Below are 15,323 nucleotides of genomic sequence, written 5' to 3' on the forward strand. Positions count from 1 at the left end.
TCGTATCCACTTTAAGTGGATAAAACAACTTAAAGAGGATGTGGTTTTTTGAGAAAGTTGTATTTGGATGATTATTCCGACACTATGACAATTCGAGAACTGGCAGATAGTCAAGGTGTTTGTACAAAAACAGCCCGGGAATGGTGTTTAAGGCAAGGGTTGGATAGCTACAAGGTGGGAAATACTCGCAGAATTCGTAAAGAGGTTCTAATTGCTTGGATAGAGGCTAAAGAGGCTGAGAACCGGTTAGCTACACAGCAGACTTCAATTAACAGTTAACATTTCATTATTTATAACCTCAAAAAATATTAAACAGGAGTCTCTTGAAATGAAAAATAAAGATGACTTAAATAAAGTATTCCAAAATTGCTTTAATCGTGGTTGTACACCAGAGCAATTACAGGATTTTATAGATCGCGTTCGTTGTTATTGGATGGATCATCCAGAAATGATAGCACTTATAGATGACTTAGAAGTAAAGTATATAACTTCTTTAGGTGAAGGTAAGGAGGTTTAGTTAAGTGACAGTAATCATTTGCAGTACAGTCAGATGCCCTTATCCCAATTGCGGTCATACAGGTGATGTAATCACAGTAAATCATTGTCGCACTGCTCATGGAATGGAGCGCAAAGAACTGTTTGGGAGATTCGGTAAACCGCAAAGTATCGGTTATGATCCTCAAGCCGCAAACAAGAATTTAGAAGGACATACGCCAGTTCAGCGGTTAAATATCGGATACCCTAGCGACTCCATTAACGCGAAGGATAGGAGATCAGCTAGGAGTAAAGGGAGGTAGCGATTCATGCATAAACAAATTGTTCAGGCTCCAGTTACAATTAACAGCCGAGAAGTAGCAGTAATGACGGACGTCAGACACAGTGATTTGCTTAGAAGTATCTCAGGATATATCCAAGTTTTAGAAAACGCAGAATTTCGTTCTCAGGATTTCTTCATTCCGAGCATTTACAAGGTGGAGGGCAACAACAAGAATTACGATTGTTTTGAACTTACTCGTAAAGGCTGTGACATGGTTGCCAATAAAATGACTGGCGAAAAAGGAATACTCTTCACAGCTGCATATGTTACCAAGTTCGAAGCAATGGAAGAGAAGTTCAAGAATCCATTCGCTGGAGCTAGTAAAGAATTACAAGCAATTCTAATGCTGGATATTCGAACTAAAGAAATGGAAGATCGGGTAGAGCATTTAGAAAACCGCACAACGATTGATTACGGGCAGCAAAGAACACTAAAAAAGGCAGGGAACAAACGAGTTTTAGAAATTGTAGGCGGTAAGAAATCAGTAGCCTATAAGGATAGCAGCATTCGGACACAAGTTTATTCGGCACTATGGAACGAATTTACAGAGTTCTTTGGGATTAACTCGTATAACAACACATTCATTAAGGATTACGATCGCGCGATTCAATACGTTCCGATTTGGAATCCACCAAATAACCTAATGAGACAGATTGAACAAGCAAACGGTCAAATGCTGTTCTGAATTTATCAAGAAAAGGAGGGATCTTATGGACAAGCATATGATAGCTGCGGATCTCCGCGAAGAAGTTGTGTTTTGGAAGACAGTTGAGGATGATGCGTTATTACGGGGTGGAGAGGTTGATTTCAATATCTATCTTTTTGCTGCTCGATATCGGCGTGAGTGTCAGAATCAGCTGCTGCAAGTTTGGGATGATATGGCCTTGAATGAGTTCCGGAAGACTCGATTAAATGAAAAACGGCCCACCGGGGTAGGAGCCGGAGAGCCAGTCACGCACATTACAAATATAATTACGCATAGTTTACCACGCGATGGAGGTGAATGCAATGTTAACGTCACAGCCTCTTGAAAGAAAAACTCGCATTTTCTCGGTCTGGATCAAAGAACCTATTACAAAAGCTGTATCAACCGTTGAGATTAAAGCATTCACTCAATTTGATGCAGTCGTTAGAGTGTATTCAAGTCAGGTTGATAAACACGTTGATTTTCAAAAATACTCATTTGATGACGGAGAAACATTAGTTTTAGTACATGCTCAAAAAAATAAGAAGGTAAAGAAAAGAATCGATGAACTATTTTTTCATACCCAACATCTAGCTGTTTTCCAACAAACTCCAGAAAGTATTCTGCGACGTAAACTAGAAAGGCTCTTGAAGTTGGAGGAACCTACAAGAACGTCGATATGGAAATCAGTAGTTTGCGCGGGGTGCGGAGGGGTGATACCTGCAAAAGATTATGAAATCCTACAGGTAAGAGGTGGACATTTTCTTTGCGACTATAGCTGTTTTGCCCTGAAGATGGCTAAAGATAATGGACATTGACCAATACATTATCGATATCAAAAAATTTCGTGCCCAAGCAGATGAATATAACGCAGACGCCCCAGGAGCAATCCTTGAAAAGATAAGGCTCCTGACGGCTGCGCATATGCTGATGGGGCGCGTGTCAGCCGTCAGAGACGGAGAATATCTACGGATATATGCAGCACGCAAGGCGGCATATGCAAAGGCTAGAAAGTCAGCTGGTCGCGGCGATAAGGAATCAGCTGGTGAGTTAGCTATAGAGGAATTCCGCATGTTGGAGGCGGATGCCATGCAAGAAAAGATGATGTGGAAAAATGAGTTCACATCATTACGGGAGTATATCTATGAGCTACGGTTGAGAGTGCGGCATGATATGAACACGCTAGGAGGTGGGGATTGATGGCTAAAGCAAAGCAATTCGATCCAGTGGAACGTAAACAACTTCGCAAAGATTTGAATGAGTTATACCGTAGTCAAGCTAATCATATACGCCTTAACGGTAAAACATCTTTAGCAATACAGGCAGAGATTGAGAAAAAACGTAAACGTCTAAAGATCGTGGATAGGAAGTCAGTTGGCCTAGATTATGAGGATAAACCTGTCGAGTCAAATAAAGCAGGAAGTCCGCGCAATCCAAGACGATTAAAAATCCCTTGGGAATGTTCACATCCTGATTGTGAAAATAAAATACTAGATGGTCATGAAAAGATAATGTTCAAAAAAAGGCACTATTGCAGTGCGGATTGCGCTTTATCGGATGGAGGTCAGCCTTTCCGGGAATTTCCCGGAAATGAAAAGAACATCATGGAAAGTAAAGGAAGCGTTGAAGATGGCTGAAAAGAGAATGATTTCAAAAGTAATATCTATTTCGGAGAAAGTAAATGAGCTGCCAGATATTTTTGATATGCTCCTATTTACTTGGATGATACCTCATACAGATGATTTTGGACGCTTGGGCGGTTCTCCAGGAAAAGTGAAAGGTCTTATTGTTCCAATGTTGGATAAAACCAAACAAGAAATAGCTGAATCTTTACAGCGCTTAAAGAATCATGGACTTATTCATTGGTATGAAGTTGATGGTGAACAGTTTGTTCAGATTATTCAATTTGAGAAGCATCAGCAAGGATTGCATAAACGAACAAACTCCAAGTTTCCTGAATTTCCGGGAATTTCCGGGAATGTCCAAGAAATTCCCTCTGAACTTAATAGAACTGAACTTAATAGAACTGAAGAGAACAGAAGAGAAGAGGAACAAGAACGGAAAAGAATAGAACCAGCCGTTGAGCTTTCGCTCAACAACGCTGAAGACGAATATCTCTTTGATGGTGGTCCTCTTCCAACTGTATCTGATGCATATCGAATGTTTGAAGCAGAGGGCTTCGGAACTATCAGTGATGTGATAAAGGATCAAATCAATGATTTCATAAAGGACTATAGCGAACGGTGGCTTTGTGAGGCTATGAAGAAGGCTGTTTTGGCTGGAAAGCGTAGTTTGAATTATGTAGGAGGCACATTGAAAAACTGGAAAGCCGAAGGCATAGACGAGCCATGGACAAAGGAAAAGGATATACGAAGCAATACTTCTAGTAATGGATATAGGAATGGTCGTGGTGGACAAAGTGGGAAACCACAAATTGAAATTACTAAGAACCCTGTTGCTCCTCCTACTCAAGAGGAAATCGAACTTCATGAGAGGTCAATGGCTGAACTTCTTGAAAAAAGAAAACGAGCTGAGGAGGAAAAAAATCGATGAACTTTCTAAACTGGAAGACTGACACAGAGCTTCAACAGATAATTAACAATGATTCTCTGGACTATGACATACGGATCCACGCTACTAAAGAACTCATAGCTCGAGAAAAAATAAAAAAACTTATAATGCTGCTCGTCGATCGCAAACGTGAAAAAGTGTGGTGACTATGACTCCCGCTGAAAGACGAGAAAAATACTTGCTCAATGAATTTGATAGAATTTTTGAACCCTTGGAATACCGACTGTTTGAACATCTGGCGGCAGCTGATCATATCATAGCTAAAATTATCTCAGAGGCATCAACTGCAGGTGTTGGGTTATCAACTAGTCAAAAAGTTGTACGGGCCAAGATTGAAGACATGATTGACCAAATAGCCGAGAAACGTGAATTAGAATCTCCGACAAGAGGGAGGGAAGAATTGAAATGACACATTACGAGTTAGGTAAGAAATATAAGAAAATCGTAACCGTTGCAAAAATGTACGAGGATCTGCCAAGCGTACTTGTGATCGATGACAAGCGATATGTTTTCGATCCACCGCGTCCAGACGGAAAAGGGGGGCTAAAAGATGGTAGGACAAGGAAACCGCGGGGCAGCGTTCGAAAATCTGATTAATTACACAAATGAATCATATGAACATCGGGGAGTAGCGGTTATCAATAAACGATCAACCCCAGTAAAGGTAACAAGAAGTAAAGGAACAAAGGTACTCGCTGGATTCTTTGAAGCTAAATCAACTGTTGATTATGATGGCATCTATCGTGGAAGAGCTGTTTTTTTCGAAGCTAAGTCAGTCCAGGAGCTTGATAGATTTGACCTAAAAAATGTTGAGGATCATCAGTACGAGCATTTAGAGAAGTGTCATAAGTTCGGAGCTCTATGCTTCGTACTAGTCGAGTTTAGAAAACAACGTAAAACATACCTTTTACCCTTCACAGCATTACGTGCATACAAGGTTGAGGCTTCCAGGGGCGGACGCAAAAGCATGACGTTGGATAACTTCGAGATTGACGCGTTTGAAGTTAGGACAGGCCGTGTACCGCTGGATTACTTAGCTGCAGTTGATAGAGTCTGGTTCGCGGAAGGTAAAATGAATGCCTGATAGAAACGGGTGGTTAACCCGTGACGAAGCCGCATCGTGTGGTAAGCCACTTTATATCACAGGTGGTCCCGGATGGCGTCCGGAACGTCCTAAAGGCTGGGCGATCCTTCCCAAATACCGATGTGCGGAACTTAAAGCTCATGTGGAAGCTACAGAACAACCCATTGCTTATCTTCATGTTCGAAACGCAATACCACCTTATAGCTACGCTCCATTATATGCCCGGGCTAGAGATCAGATTAACGTTGGCGATTTAACACCAGCCGAACTTGCAGAAGCGGAGAGAGGATCATGATTCTGGTATGTCTCCAGTGTGGATCAGATATGAGGGAAATAACTACGGACTTATATCGTTGTACTGAATGTGAGTGGGAGGCAGAGCAATTATCTATTGGACAACCTACTAAACAAAATCAAAGAGAGATGAGGTGTAGCATGCTTCAAGAAACCCCTCATAAAACTTTCTGGAAACCGAAGAAACAAGAGAAACCCAAGAAGTCAAGTAGCTTAGGGCAACGGAAGAAGGAGAAGAAAGAAGTATCTCCTTTAAAGCAAAAGATATTCGCGGATCATAAACCAGGTAAAAGCTCAGCCAGCCGCGCAGAGTTCCCACCTTCAATAGTAAATGAATTGAAAGATGAGACGGATGGCATTTGCCAGCAATGTTTATCTGCACCTAGTACAACAACTCACCATGTATGGCCGCGTGGCCGGAAGGGACGAGGAGTCAAGACCAATGGGGTACGCTTTTGCGGACCTTGCCACGACATCGTGCAAACCACTCCAGAATTGTTGCAAGAATGGATTGATGTATTTCGGGAACGTCACGGAGATTACTTCTGGTTTGATGAACAAGACTGGAATGAACACAATCACAAGTTAAACAAGCAACTTGAGTTGGAGAAAGCAAGGGATAAGCGGCTGCAGCAGATTGAACCTATAGCAGATCTAATCTCAACCGCAGCCGGTAGGGATCTCCGAGTAAAGGAAATTAGATTACTGGAATCCTTAGAAACAAAGGACTTAAACACCTTCACTGCAATGTTTACTGATGCTCTTAATGGCTATGCAGCCCAGGGATCTTACCATCCTAATGACCGATTTGAAGATTAGAAAATTCTTATAACAACGAATAATAGTTATTTGTAAGGGAGGGTTGAAGATGGAATTCATTTCGAAAAAGCAGCAAGCAATCATCAACTTTATTGATACATTCTCATTTGAATTTCAATATCCGCCCAGTATACGAGAAATTGCAGCAGCTATGGGCCACCAGTCAATATCGACAACTCACGGTTTTATTGAGCGTTTGGAGAAAAAAGAGCTCCTGTCCTGGAAGAGGCATCAACCAAGGACCATAGTGCTCACCAGAAAAGGAATGAATCAGGTAACTAAGGCGGGAGCATCTGAGATAAACGCAAAGGCTGATGATTTAGCGAATGATTAATAGGGCATAGCCCATAAGGAGAGATAAACGATGAGCATGGATATGAACGCAATCATTAATTCTAAATTGTCTGAACTGAACACTGAGGGATATTTAGAAAAAATTATCAAAAAGCAGCTTGAAGACACAATTAAGGATGTTGTTGAAGACTCTTTGAGAAGCTGGAGCGACTTCGGCAAGGGATTGAAAGAAGCCGTAAAAAATCAGCTACAGATTAATCTTGAACAATTGGATATTCCATCTTATAACCACGTGATTCTCGATGCTATCAAAACAGAACTGGAAAGATCCGTTCATGATGTTGGTGTTGCCAAAATGCAGGAGCAGTTGCAGGAATTGCTGGGAACGAAGCAAGAGTCAATTAACTTTTCGGAAATTATCAAAGAAATGGTTGAGGATGAACTCAAACTCGGAGAACTAGACTATGAGGATTATAAAGAAATCACGGTCCATGCAGATAAAAATTACAGCACACTCGCCTTCATTTACTTTGATCCACAACCCGATCAACCTAATTATCGCTGTAAATACCGCCTCGTTCTTGACAAGGAGGGTTGCATCAACAGTGTCCAAATTGCCGACAAGACATTTGATACAAAAACGATTATGGGCGGATTGCACGGACTTGAAGCAACCCTGTTTAAACTTTATACACACGGCACAAAAGTTATTATGGATGACTATGAAACAGAATTTAGCAATCCTGAATACGAGTAAGCAATCTTGAGAGAGGGTTAACTACCCTCTTTCCTATAAAGGAGATTTGCAATGGATAATATCGTTACTTTGGATATGCTTCGAATCGAGCGTAATAAGCCACGGAAATGCATTTGTGATCAATACAATAAGAAATTCACCGTGGACAGCGTGAACCGGGAGGTTACCTGTGATTGTGGGCAGATTGTTGATCCATTTGAAGCCATGGAGTATTTGGCTAGGCACTACGATAGGTTGAATGAGCAACATAAAGGGATGCATGAGCAAAAGAAGTTGTGGCTCAAGGAAAAGCCTCATTCAGTACTCTTCAAAAAGCTAGAACAGTCCTATAAGAGAGGCACAATGCTTCCTAGTTGTCCAAACTGTGAAATGCCATTTGAGTACGAAAAGATTACATCCCACACTAATGCTGAATTTTACCGCAAGCTGAAAGCACGTGAAGCTAATAAATCAGGGGAGGCATAACCAGTATGAAAGTTAAAATTACTGATCCAAAACATCCATGCTTTGGGCAAGAACTTGAAGGTGGAATTATCTATTTCGACTATTATCACCGTGGAGGAAGACCGGACCTCTACCAAGTGGAAACACCTGAGGGCAAGAAATATCGGCTACTGACAAATCAAATCGACGAGGAACATTATAATGCCCAGGAGCTAGCAGAAGAAGTTGAACGATTGGGAGCAAACGTAGGTGACAACGTAATGATAACGAGGCTCGGAAGTGGTAGTAGCAACGCCGGATTCGACTTCTCGACCCCTCATGTCATCACAAAGATTGATTGCTCCGGCCATGTCGAATTCGATAACCGCGCTGCATGTGGATTCCGGCCAGATGTGACCGTGATAACTAAGGGAGAGGCGGCGAAGGTATGAAAGCCATAACCATCATACAGCCCTGGGCAACGTTAATTGCTCTCGGGGAGAAACGTTTTGAGACTCGCGGTTGGCCTACTAAACACCGTGGAAAGTTAGCGATACATGCTGGTAAACAGGTGGACCGTGAAGCCTGCGAACAGCCAGAGATTAAGGCAGCGCTGGCTCGCCACGGTTATACAGCGGACAAGCTACCGACCGGAGCTGTGGTAGCTATAGCAGGTCTGAAAGAGTGCTTTAAGGTCCGTTGCGATTTACTGGGCGGTGTGATTGCTTTGGAATCCGAGACTAGAAAAACACACTTCAATACCCTAGATAAAGAGTATGCCTTTGGCTGGTACGGTTCTGGACGCTACGCTTGGGAATTGCGGGACGTTAAGCAGTTGCCGGAGCCGATCCCTGCCAGAGGTCAGCAACGGATATGGAACTGGGAAGGATCGCACTCATGATTGAACTCAAGAAATGTCCCGGATGTGGTCGTCCACTCTGCAAACTCTGTAATGAGCATCATTCTGAACTGGTCATGAAAAATAAGTTCAACGGCAATGAACTGGAAGTTTGCAAGGCATGCCATAAGGAGGTATGGGGCAAATGAGTGAATCAGGAAAAGTTTCCTTACCGGAAATTGACTACACAAGATTACAATCCATCAGAGATAAGCACCTACGAATGGATAAGGAGATATTCTGGAACGAATTAGAGGTGAAACCCGGATCTCTTCATGGGGACAGGGCGTGCTTACTCGGAATTATTGATTATTATATAGCAGCTCTAGATAAGGCAGAAAAGGAAAAAGACAAAGCTATAGACCTGCTTGGCGACAACCTGGACGACAAAGCCGCATTAATCCTTAGACACGGAAAAGAGATTACGGAGCTGCGAGACAGGTTGTATGAGGTAAACCAAGATGCTGAAACTGAGCAAAAGCTCAACGATACATTGCACGAAACGAATAAAGAATTGCGAAAGAAGCTAGTCGAGGCACAGCAGACCATAGCCCGACAACAGGAAAGAGAACAATCCATCATATACGAAGTATCAGAAATCCACAAAGAAGCTGCCGCTGGAAATAGTGGCAGTCTGGATAGAGCAGACACAGCACTTAATCGGATAATGTTGCTCAGCTCAAACCTATTAGCCCTAGGAAATAAGGAAGGGAGCGACAAGGCATGACACAGGTACAGATGACAGACCAGCAGCTTAACCGGGAGCTGGCGGAGTTGATGGGGTACGAAATTTCAGTATTTGAGCAGAAGCCGACGCACCCCTTTCCGTTCAACCTTGTCAGAGGTAATTGGTCAGCGCGGATGTATCGCAAAACTGAAGATGAAGCTTGGTTAGACGCCCCTACTTACTGCACCGACCCTGCTGCCAGCCTAGAGGTACAGGCAAAGGCGCTTGAATTGAATTACAAGGCGTATATTGACCACTTGGATGAGTTCGTAAACACTGATGAACTCACGATATGTTCAGAACCAAGCTATAGAGCTATAGCAAGTTTGTTGCTCGCCAGCCCCAGAGAGAGGGCAGAGGCGGCATATGTCACGATACAGGGGGAGAAATAGCATATGTACTATTTACGTAAGGAGCCGGAGGCGAAGACACTGCCGGAGATACGCAAGACTGACGGAACTGTGATACCAGAGAGACCATATATGAGCGATGATCGCGCGGTCTACAAGCATAGTGATTTTGCACGCTTCTATCGTGGCGGCTTCACCGGGCTGGATGGGCGCTATCAAGGGATGAAGGTGTACACCTGCAAGACGCTTAAGCGCATCCTTGAGCTTAGAGAGTCCACTCTCAGGGCCACCAATGAGCTGTTTGATGTGTACGACGAGAACGGGAAGGTTGAGCTTCCCGATTATGAAGGAGGAATTACAGTATGACCAGAACAGTCGAAGCCAGATTTGATACCACGGGCAAGGAAATACAACTACATGATGTTCTGAAAGATGAAGAAACCGGAGAGATGGCATTGGTGGTCTACGCCACAAATAAATCTGGTGTGCAGGGCTTGGCGGTCGAAAACCAAATAGTCGGAATTGGTGATTGGTTGGATGTTTATCCGGATGGTGTCTGGACTATCGTTGGTAACGCAGGAACTTCAGCGCCACAGGATTGATGCATACCATTTAACAGCCGAAGGGCTCAAATCTTGGAGGGTAAAATGCCTTTTTATATACAGGTCGATGGTGATTATTATTTGGGAAAAACATATACACATCAAGGAGAAAGATTTCCTTGCACGACAAACAGACGGTATGAGGCCAAGGAATATAAAACGAAAAAGATAGCTGAAGGCGTGGCAAAAAAGTTGAACGAGAAGTGCGATAACGTTATTTACGTGATTGAGTCGTAACTGTCTCATAACGGCCGAAGGCCATCGTCCGACAGCATAAACCCAGCAACGCGGGGGCCGTACCAGATCATTAAGGGAGTAGGAGTATCCCTCCTCTCCCAAAGACAGAGTAGACGCAAACTATGTAATAGGGGGGTGCTAAGTTGAGATTGACAGCGAAGCAAATTGAAGAGAAGTTCTTAGTAGAAGTGAACGAAGTCGGAGTTAAGAATTTTGCTTGTATGGACGCATCTAAATGTCATCAAGCCTATGAATTAAGAATGGCGAATGGAAATCTGCGTTATTGGAAAGTGAAAAATGGCAAAGAGTTAGAGTTTGAAAGTAAATTGAGAATGGTGGATGGAGATTAATTTCGGAGTACGAAGATACAGGGACAGAGAGGGTTAATAGCCCTCCTCTCCCACAAGGAGGATATAACGTGAAACTGAAATATACATGTCCACACTGCAGGATTAAATCTTACTCAAAACTTTGGAATGCCGAGACAATGAAAAAGTACGGAACATACTCAGATGAAATTTGCGAGATTCAACAAAGGGAAAACAATTCATTTCACATTTGCCCTAATCCAGAATGCAGAAAAGAGTCAGAAATGTTTAAAGGTGATTTGATCAAGATCGGGGAGGAAGCCCAATGACACAAAGGGACTGGCAAAAGGATATGGAGAGTTGTCTAAAGCTTAAAGAGTGGCATGAGAACGATTGGATGACAGGAACAGAAGAAGGAACGGGAATATGGATAATACACGAAGTAATGCCAGATGAACCATGTCAGTATGTGGCTGAATGTGAGAATGAGCTTGTGGTTGATTTTATCATGACAGCACATGAAGCCCTTCCTTACTGGCTCCAAGAAGCTAAGACACTACAGGAGATCGCTTCAGGACGCGGCAGAGAGGTATTGAGATTACGCAGCTTATTGGGAGGTCTCAATGATGAACTGACAGCAACAGAAGCCCGTGCAGACGCAGCAGAGCAACGGGAACGACAGCTGAAGGAGGCAATTGAAGAAGCTTTAAAGTGGACTTGGTATCACGGTGAAGCGAACATGACTGAGATTGATGCGGTCCTGAATGATATCTTAGCCACCCTTTACCCAGATACCCCAGAACCCACACCGGAGATTACCACAAAACCAATAGACGAATGGCATGAAGATTTGGGAGATGTACTTTGGTGGATATTCCCGGTTAACGAACCGCCATACTGTGGGTCACCGATGGACATGGATTGGCCCGATTATCATACGCACTGGACTCCACTCGTGTATCCAGTATCCCCAGTACCCAAGGAGGGCGAATAGATGCCGCACTGGTTAGATGTTTACCCACATGAGGTGCATGCTTCTGTCATTCTTAAGAACGATAAAATTAAGATTTGGAAAGTCGGGGAACGGAAGCTTAGCGGTAGTTATAAGATCGACGATCTGAAAACCCGACATCCCGAGTATAGTTACCACGAAATAACATGGGTGGTCAACAATCGAGATGAGCATAACGCAGTCTTTGCTAAACACGCCCGAGATTGGTACAGACAATGGCCGCATGTAGATGATCTTAAAGGGTTCCATGCATATGAGGTTGAGGAAGGAGATAACCAATGACACAACCACACTCATGCTTCAATTGTCACCACATCATGGATGATTGCGAGTATGGAGATTACGGATCTACCATATCGACTAACTGGGACTGCGGTAAGCGCGGAGATGAGCTGCCGGAAGATGCAGACTTTCCATTCGATCCCGCGCCGAAAGAATGCTTCAGGCTGGATTTCTGGCACAGTGAGTTTTGCTTAGAACTGAAGGATGGCAGTCAAGAAGAAATGAACAATGCGTATGCCAAATATGAAGAATGGTGCAAGCAAGAATATGCTGAAGGAATTACAAAGGATGGTGCCCAATGACACTCACAAGGGAAGAGATACTAGCGATGGAGCCGGGACAGGAACTGGATGAACTAATTTGTAATCATATATTTGATTTAGAGATGGTCGCACATGTCCATTATTCATCGGACATATCCGCAGCATGGGAAGTAGTAACACACTTGATGAATGATCACAAAGATGTGCTTGTGCAAGGTGTGTCCTTTGAAAAGAACAGATTATTCGATTGTGCGATATACGAACACGAGGATGAATTAGCAGTAACTTCTATGCAATCAAGTGCACCTGAAGCCATCTGCAAAGCTGCTTTACTGGCTGTACTGAACTTATAAGGGGGCTGAGACAATGCAAACGGGAAAAACAAACAGAGGATTCGCCATTATAGAATTTGAAGATTTATACGGAGACAAATGCTCAATACAGAAATCTTCCTTGGCTACAGAGGATGCTATATGGATCGGAGTCAGTGATGCCAATCCGCAAATCATGGCGAGCCAAACGCCGCAAGGTGGAACGGGCTGGGTGCCGTATGCCATACCGGAGGGCGTACTGCTGAGCACCAGGATGCACATTAATCAGGATCAGGCTAAAGAAATAATCGAAGTACTGCAAAGATTCGTTGATACAGGTGACATTTAGGGGGCTGAGACCCCAATCAAAGGAGACGATACACCGTGATCAGAGAGCCTAAATATAGGGGCTATAGTATAGAAAATAAGTCGTGGCATTATGGTTTTGGTTGGTGTTTAGATGGACTAACGGATGAATGCAAACAGCGTGAAAACATTGAGGATTATGCGGTTCTTTACACAGAAAGCTCTCCAGTTAAATGCGATTTAAAGTCAATGGGTGAGTACACCGGATTAAAAGACAAGAACGGACGGGAGATATACAAAGGGGATGTCCTAGATGGAAGTTGGATTAATCCAATGTCTCAAGAAAAAGTGATACGACATTATAAAGTCACCTTTGACAAAGGGAAATACAATGCAGAACTTATCGGTCATCATCCATACGGTTCCACCATGCTTTACTTTGAGAACGAAAATGCTGAAGTAATTGGAACTATATACGAGAATCCAGAACTAATAGAGGTATAAGGGGGAGAAGAGGATGGAATTAACGATCGACGAAATCAAGAAGATGCATGGTGTTCCGGTTTGGTGTCATATTCCGAGTGACAACCCAGCATGGGGAATCGTAGACGTAGAACATGATTGTGTTGTGCTTGGGCTGACATACACTCTGCAATTCAAATATTACGGTGAGTGGCGAGCATATAGAGAGGGGAAGAAGAGGATATGAGCAAAATCATCGTAAAATATGTCACGAAAAGAGCGTATTGCAAATGCTGCAGCCAGAAACTTCCGCAGATCGAAACCAGCAAAGAAAAACAGTTCACAATCAGAAAAGAGGACGTAACCGACTGGGCAGAGCAAGAAAGTTGGCAGAGTGCATCTGATAGTCCTGGCGAACTTTACGAGATGGTTAGAGAATTCACGAATGAAATTATAAGTTTCCATGCTGCTGATATGACCGACCGTATTGTCATTGAAAAAACGGAACTGGATAGAGTGAATGAGTTTATCACGCGAGAAGTTTTGTATCAGGCCGTCAGGTCATCGAGTCAGACCGAATAATCCCAGTGATAACGGGGGCCGGATAAGGGTTTAAGGCTTATCTGCTCCCCATAAAGAGAGGAACAAGACACTATTACAATCCGAAAGCGAGGAAATCATAATGAGCGATTGGTACTCAGGAATCAAAAGCAAGGACATAGAAGCTAAAGGCGGTGGACAAGGGAAGATCATGAGCTCACAACTCACTCCTGAACAAATCGCAGAAATTGACGCTAAATATCCCAAACCGACCGGGAAAGCAGCAGAGAGACCATTCGTTATTAAGGGGTCGGTAGAATGAAATACAAGGACACTCAAAAAGCATTGGCGGACGGGCATAGACAATTTGTTTTTACTGCAAGCCCTGGAAAACCTGTTGAAGTGTTGAAGTGGGGACCGAGCTGGGTGAGATTTAAAGATGCATATAACACGTATCCTATCAGCACAAACATGAAGATGTTTTCTATGATGGTGGAAGGTATTTATATAGAAAAAAGCCCTGACGCATCAGGGCAATAGCAGCTTTTATCCTCAAGTCGATTATATCATAAAGGAGTTGAGGGTTAATGATTAATGATCGGGCGTTGATTGCGAGTTATAAAGACACTAAAGGGAAGTTAAATAAAAAGCTTGCTTCACTGGAAAAAGAACTTGAGCCGCTGAAGAAGAAAATAGAAGACTCTAAAGATAGGAATGAGCGTGAACTCTTACGTAAGCAGATGGAACCGATTAAATTAGATAAAAATATGATGTCCGCAATTATAAGTGATCTGGATTATTCAATTGAATGGATGGAAACTGGATATCCTCCAGGTTGGCGTAGAACGATTGATCGAAGATCTGGAGCTCAACGAACAAGTGTATGGGATCCTGCATGGATGGAATATCTGACAGCCTATGAAGTAGAGTTTCAACAGGAAGAAGAGGAAGGACGATGTTTGCAACCTCATGAACAATACGCTATTGAGGATGCTATGCATAATTTATCTGAGAGAGAAAGGCAATGTTTCGTTCTACACCACGGTTGTGGAATGTCCCTTAAACAGATTTCTCTTGAACTGGATACTAAAAAAAGCACGGTGCAATCTTATCTGGATCGGGCTACAACCAAAGTAGAGATTAACAAGGGAATGAGTCTATTCCTCCAATGTGTCTAATCTTGCCGTACGCCTGCCACCTATATATAGGAGGAACCTATTAACGGTTCGACTCTTATAATGAATGACGTGTAAAAAACCACGCCAGCCGATGAGCTCACGG

Annotated in this window: 37 protein-coding genes; all 37 read left to right on the forward strand. The window is 43.1% G+C overall.

Annotated features, from left to right (window positions below; all coding sequences use genetic code 11):
* The first annotated feature begins 48 nt into the window (after window positions 1-48).
* Window positions 49-279: a helix-turn-helix domain-containing protein gene (locus MKX41_RS30625; RefSeq protein ID WP_340974509.1), complete on the forward strand. Its 231-nt coding sequence runs from the start codon at window positions 49-51 to the stop codon at window positions 277-279.
* Window positions 280-328: 49 nt separating this feature from the next.
* Entirely contained in the window at window positions 329-517 is a 189-nt protein-coding gene (locus MKX41_RS30630; protein WP_340974510.1) for a hypothetical protein, read from the forward strand.
* A gap of 4 nt (window positions 518-521) precedes the next feature.
* Complete coding sequence (locus tag MKX41_RS30635) at window positions 522-797, forward strand: hypothetical protein (RefSeq protein ID WP_340974511.1); 276 nt, start codon at window positions 522-524, stop codon at window positions 795-797.
* A 6-nt stretch (window positions 798-803) separates the two neighbouring features.
* On the forward strand, window positions 804-1,502 hold the full coding sequence (locus MKX41_RS30640; protein WP_340974513.1) for an ORF6C domain-containing protein: 699 nt from the start codon (window positions 804-806) through the stop codon (window positions 1,500-1,502).
* A 25-nt stretch (window positions 1,503-1,527) separates the two neighbouring features.
* On the forward strand, window positions 1,528-1,848 hold the full coding sequence (locus tag MKX41_RS30645; protein WP_340974515.1) for a hypothetical protein: 321 nt from the start codon (window positions 1,528-1,530) through the stop codon (window positions 1,846-1,848).
* A complete protein-coding gene (locus MKX41_RS30650; RefSeq protein ID WP_340974516.1) occupies window positions 1,826-2,320 on the forward strand; it encodes a hypothetical protein in 495 nt (164 codons plus the stop codon). The genes MKX41_RS30645 and MKX41_RS30650 overlap by 23 nt, the downstream gene beginning before the upstream one ends.
* A complete protein-coding gene (locus MKX41_RS30655) occupies window positions 2,310-2,702 on the forward strand; it encodes a hypothetical protein (protein WP_340974517.1) in 393 nt (130 codons plus the stop codon). Before MKX41_RS30650 ends, MKX41_RS30655 begins: the two co-directional genes overlap by 11 nt.
* Window positions 2,702-3,139 carry a hypothetical protein gene (locus tag MKX41_RS30660; protein WP_340974518.1) on the forward strand — a complete coding sequence of 146 codons (438 nt, stop codon included), beginning with the start codon at window positions 2,702-2,704 and terminating at the stop codon, window positions 3,137-3,139. The genes MKX41_RS30655 and MKX41_RS30660 overlap by 1 nt, the downstream gene beginning before the upstream one ends.
* Window positions 3,132-4,055, forward strand: a complete 924-nt coding sequence (locus MKX41_RS30665) for a DnaD domain-containing protein (protein ID WP_340974519.1) — start codon at window positions 3,132-3,134, stop codon at window positions 4,053-4,055. Before MKX41_RS30660 ends, MKX41_RS30665 begins: the two co-directional genes overlap by 8 nt.
* Complete coding sequence (locus MKX41_RS30670; RefSeq protein WP_188114690.1) at window positions 4,052-4,219, forward strand: hypothetical protein; 168 nt, start codon at window positions 4,052-4,054, stop codon at window positions 4,217-4,219. Before MKX41_RS30665 ends, MKX41_RS30670 begins: the two co-directional genes overlap by 4 nt.
* 2 nt (window positions 4,220-4,221) lie before the next feature.
* Window positions 4,222-4,482, forward strand: a complete 261-nt coding sequence (locus tag MKX41_RS30675) for a hypothetical protein (RefSeq protein WP_340974520.1) — start codon at window positions 4,222-4,224, stop codon at window positions 4,480-4,482.
* Window positions 4,479-4,670 carry a hypothetical protein gene (locus tag MKX41_RS30680; protein ID WP_340974521.1) on the forward strand — a complete coding sequence of 64 codons (192 nt, stop codon included), beginning with the start codon at window positions 4,479-4,481 and terminating at the stop codon, window positions 4,668-4,670. Before MKX41_RS30675 ends, MKX41_RS30680 begins: the two co-directional genes overlap by 4 nt.
* Window positions 4,624-5,157, forward strand: a complete 534-nt coding sequence (locus MKX41_RS30685; protein ID WP_340974522.1) for a Holliday junction resolvase RecU — start codon at window positions 4,624-4,626, stop codon at window positions 5,155-5,157. The genes MKX41_RS30680 and MKX41_RS30685 overlap by 47 nt, the downstream gene beginning before the upstream one ends.
* Window positions 5,150-5,452 carry a hypothetical protein gene (locus MKX41_RS30690; RefSeq protein WP_340974524.1) on the forward strand — a complete coding sequence of 101 codons (303 nt, stop codon included), beginning with the start codon at window positions 5,150-5,152 and terminating at the stop codon, window positions 5,450-5,452. Before MKX41_RS30685 ends, MKX41_RS30690 begins: the two co-directional genes overlap by 8 nt.
* 140 nt (window positions 5,453-5,592) lie before the next feature.
* Window positions 5,593-6,270, forward strand: a complete 678-nt coding sequence (locus tag MKX41_RS30695) for an HNH endonuclease (protein ID WP_340974525.1) — start codon at window positions 5,593-5,595, stop codon at window positions 6,268-6,270.
* 49 nt (window positions 6,271-6,319) lie between these two features.
* Window positions 6,320-6,604 carry a LexA family protein gene (locus MKX41_RS30700; RefSeq protein WP_340974527.1) on the forward strand — a complete coding sequence of 95 codons (285 nt, stop codon included), beginning with the start codon at window positions 6,320-6,322 and terminating at the stop codon, window positions 6,602-6,604.
* Between the two features lie 30 nt (window positions 6,605-6,634).
* The gene (locus MKX41_RS30705) at window positions 6,635-7,321 is read left to right on the forward strand and encodes a hypothetical protein (protein WP_340974528.1); all 687 of its coding nucleotides are present in this window, start codon (window positions 6,635-6,637) and stop codon (window positions 7,319-7,321) included.
* Between the two features lie 51 nt (window positions 7,322-7,372).
* Complete coding sequence (locus MKX41_RS30710; protein ID WP_340974529.1) at window positions 7,373-7,786, forward strand: hypothetical protein; 414 nt, start codon at window positions 7,373-7,375, stop codon at window positions 7,784-7,786.
* 5 nt (window positions 7,787-7,791) lie between these two features.
* Window positions 7,792-8,196 (forward strand): hypothetical protein, encoded by a 405-nt coding sequence (locus tag MKX41_RS30715; RefSeq protein ID WP_340974530.1) that lies wholly within the window; start codon window positions 7,792-7,794, stop codon window positions 8,194-8,196.
* The gene (locus MKX41_RS30720) at window positions 8,193-8,645 is read left to right on the forward strand and encodes an ASCH domain-containing protein (protein WP_340974532.1); all 453 of its coding nucleotides are present in this window, start codon (window positions 8,193-8,195) and stop codon (window positions 8,643-8,645) included. The genes MKX41_RS30715 and MKX41_RS30720 overlap by 4 nt, the downstream gene beginning before the upstream one ends.
* Before the next feature lie 142 nt (window positions 8,646-8,787).
* Window positions 8,788-9,369, forward strand: coding sequence for a hypothetical protein (locus tag MKX41_RS30725; RefSeq protein ID WP_340974533.1), 582 nt, complete (start codon window positions 8,788-8,790; stop codon window positions 9,367-9,369).
* Window positions 9,366-9,761 carry a hypothetical protein gene (locus MKX41_RS30730; protein ID WP_340974535.1) on the forward strand — a complete coding sequence of 132 codons (396 nt, stop codon included), beginning with the start codon at window positions 9,366-9,368 and terminating at the stop codon, window positions 9,759-9,761. Before MKX41_RS30725 ends, MKX41_RS30730 begins: the two co-directional genes overlap by 4 nt.
* 3 nt (window positions 9,762-9,764) lie before the next feature.
* Window positions 9,765-10,085: a hypothetical protein gene (locus MKX41_RS30735; protein ID WP_340974536.1), complete on the forward strand. Its 321-nt coding sequence runs from the start codon at window positions 9,765-9,767 to the stop codon at window positions 10,083-10,085.
* Window positions 10,082-10,321 (forward strand): hypothetical protein, encoded by a 240-nt coding sequence (locus tag MKX41_RS30740; RefSeq protein WP_340974538.1) that lies wholly within the window; start codon window positions 10,082-10,084, stop codon window positions 10,319-10,321. The genes MKX41_RS30735 and MKX41_RS30740 overlap by 4 nt, the downstream gene beginning before the upstream one ends.
* A 380-nt stretch (window positions 10,322-10,701) precedes the next feature.
* Window positions 10,702-10,908 (forward strand): hypothetical protein, encoded by a 207-nt coding sequence (locus MKX41_RS30745; RefSeq protein WP_340391981.1) that lies wholly within the window; start codon window positions 10,702-10,704, stop codon window positions 10,906-10,908.
* Between the two features lie 68 nt (window positions 10,909-10,976).
* A complete protein-coding gene (locus MKX41_RS30750; protein WP_339248164.1) occupies window positions 10,977-11,195 on the forward strand; it encodes a hypothetical protein in 219 nt (72 codons plus the stop codon).
* Window positions 11,192-11,860, forward strand: a complete 669-nt coding sequence (locus MKX41_RS30755) for a hypothetical protein (protein ID WP_340974539.1) — start codon at window positions 11,192-11,194, stop codon at window positions 11,858-11,860. Before MKX41_RS30750 ends, MKX41_RS30755 begins: the two co-directional genes overlap by 4 nt.
* Window positions 11,861-12,160 carry a hypothetical protein gene (locus MKX41_RS30760; RefSeq protein WP_340974540.1) on the forward strand — a complete coding sequence of 100 codons (300 nt, stop codon included), beginning with the start codon at window positions 11,861-11,863 and terminating at the stop codon, window positions 12,158-12,160.
* On the forward strand, window positions 12,157-12,462 hold the full coding sequence (locus MKX41_RS30765; RefSeq protein WP_340974541.1) for a hypothetical protein: 306 nt from the start codon (window positions 12,157-12,159) through the stop codon (window positions 12,460-12,462). The genes MKX41_RS30760 and MKX41_RS30765 overlap by 4 nt, the downstream gene beginning before the upstream one ends.
* The gene (locus MKX41_RS30770) at window positions 12,459-12,776 is read left to right on the forward strand and encodes a BC1872 family protein (protein ID WP_340974542.1); all 318 of its coding nucleotides are present in this window, start codon (window positions 12,459-12,461) and stop codon (window positions 12,774-12,776) included. The genes MKX41_RS30765 and MKX41_RS30770 overlap by 4 nt, the downstream gene beginning before the upstream one ends.
* Window positions 12,777-12,789: 13 nt before the next feature.
* The gene (locus MKX41_RS30775; protein WP_340974543.1) at window positions 12,790-13,083 is read left to right on the forward strand and encodes a hypothetical protein; all 294 of its coding nucleotides are present in this window, start codon (window positions 12,790-12,792) and stop codon (window positions 13,081-13,083) included.
* A 35-nt stretch (window positions 13,084-13,118) separates the two neighbouring features.
* Window positions 13,119-13,544 (forward strand): YopX family protein, encoded by a 426-nt coding sequence (locus tag MKX41_RS30780; protein ID WP_340974545.1) that lies wholly within the window; start codon window positions 13,119-13,121, stop codon window positions 13,542-13,544.
* Window positions 13,545-13,557: 13 nt separating this feature from the next.
* Window positions 13,558-13,749, forward strand: coding sequence for a hypothetical protein (locus MKX41_RS30785; protein WP_340974546.1), 192 nt, complete (start codon window positions 13,558-13,560; stop codon window positions 13,747-13,749).
* Window positions 13,746-14,084: a hypothetical protein gene (locus MKX41_RS30790; protein ID WP_340974547.1), complete on the forward strand. Its 339-nt coding sequence runs from the start codon at window positions 13,746-13,748 to the stop codon at window positions 14,082-14,084. Before MKX41_RS30785 ends, MKX41_RS30790 begins: the two co-directional genes overlap by 4 nt.
* Before the next feature lie 100 nt (window positions 14,085-14,184).
* The gene (locus tag MKX41_RS30795; protein WP_340974549.1) at window positions 14,185-14,364 is read left to right on the forward strand and encodes a hypothetical protein; all 180 of its coding nucleotides are present in this window, start codon (window positions 14,185-14,187) and stop codon (window positions 14,362-14,364) included.
* A complete protein-coding gene (locus tag MKX41_RS30800; protein ID WP_340974550.1) occupies window positions 14,361-14,582 on the forward strand; it encodes a hypothetical protein in 222 nt (73 codons plus the stop codon). The genes MKX41_RS30795 and MKX41_RS30800 overlap by 4 nt, the downstream gene beginning before the upstream one ends.
* A 47-nt stretch (window positions 14,583-14,629) precedes the next feature.
* Window positions 14,630-15,220 carry a sigma factor-like helix-turn-helix DNA-binding protein gene (locus tag MKX41_RS30805; RefSeq protein WP_340974551.1) on the forward strand — a complete coding sequence of 197 codons (591 nt, stop codon included), beginning with the start codon at window positions 14,630-14,632 and terminating at the stop codon, window positions 15,218-15,220.
* Window positions 15,221-15,323: the final 103 nt, after the last annotated feature.

Source organism: Paenibacillus sp. FSL R5-0475 (assembly GCF_038004585.1).
In the GTDB taxonomy this organism is placed as follows: Bacteria; Bacillota; Bacilli; order Paenibacillales; family Paenibacillaceae; genus Paenibacillus_AQ.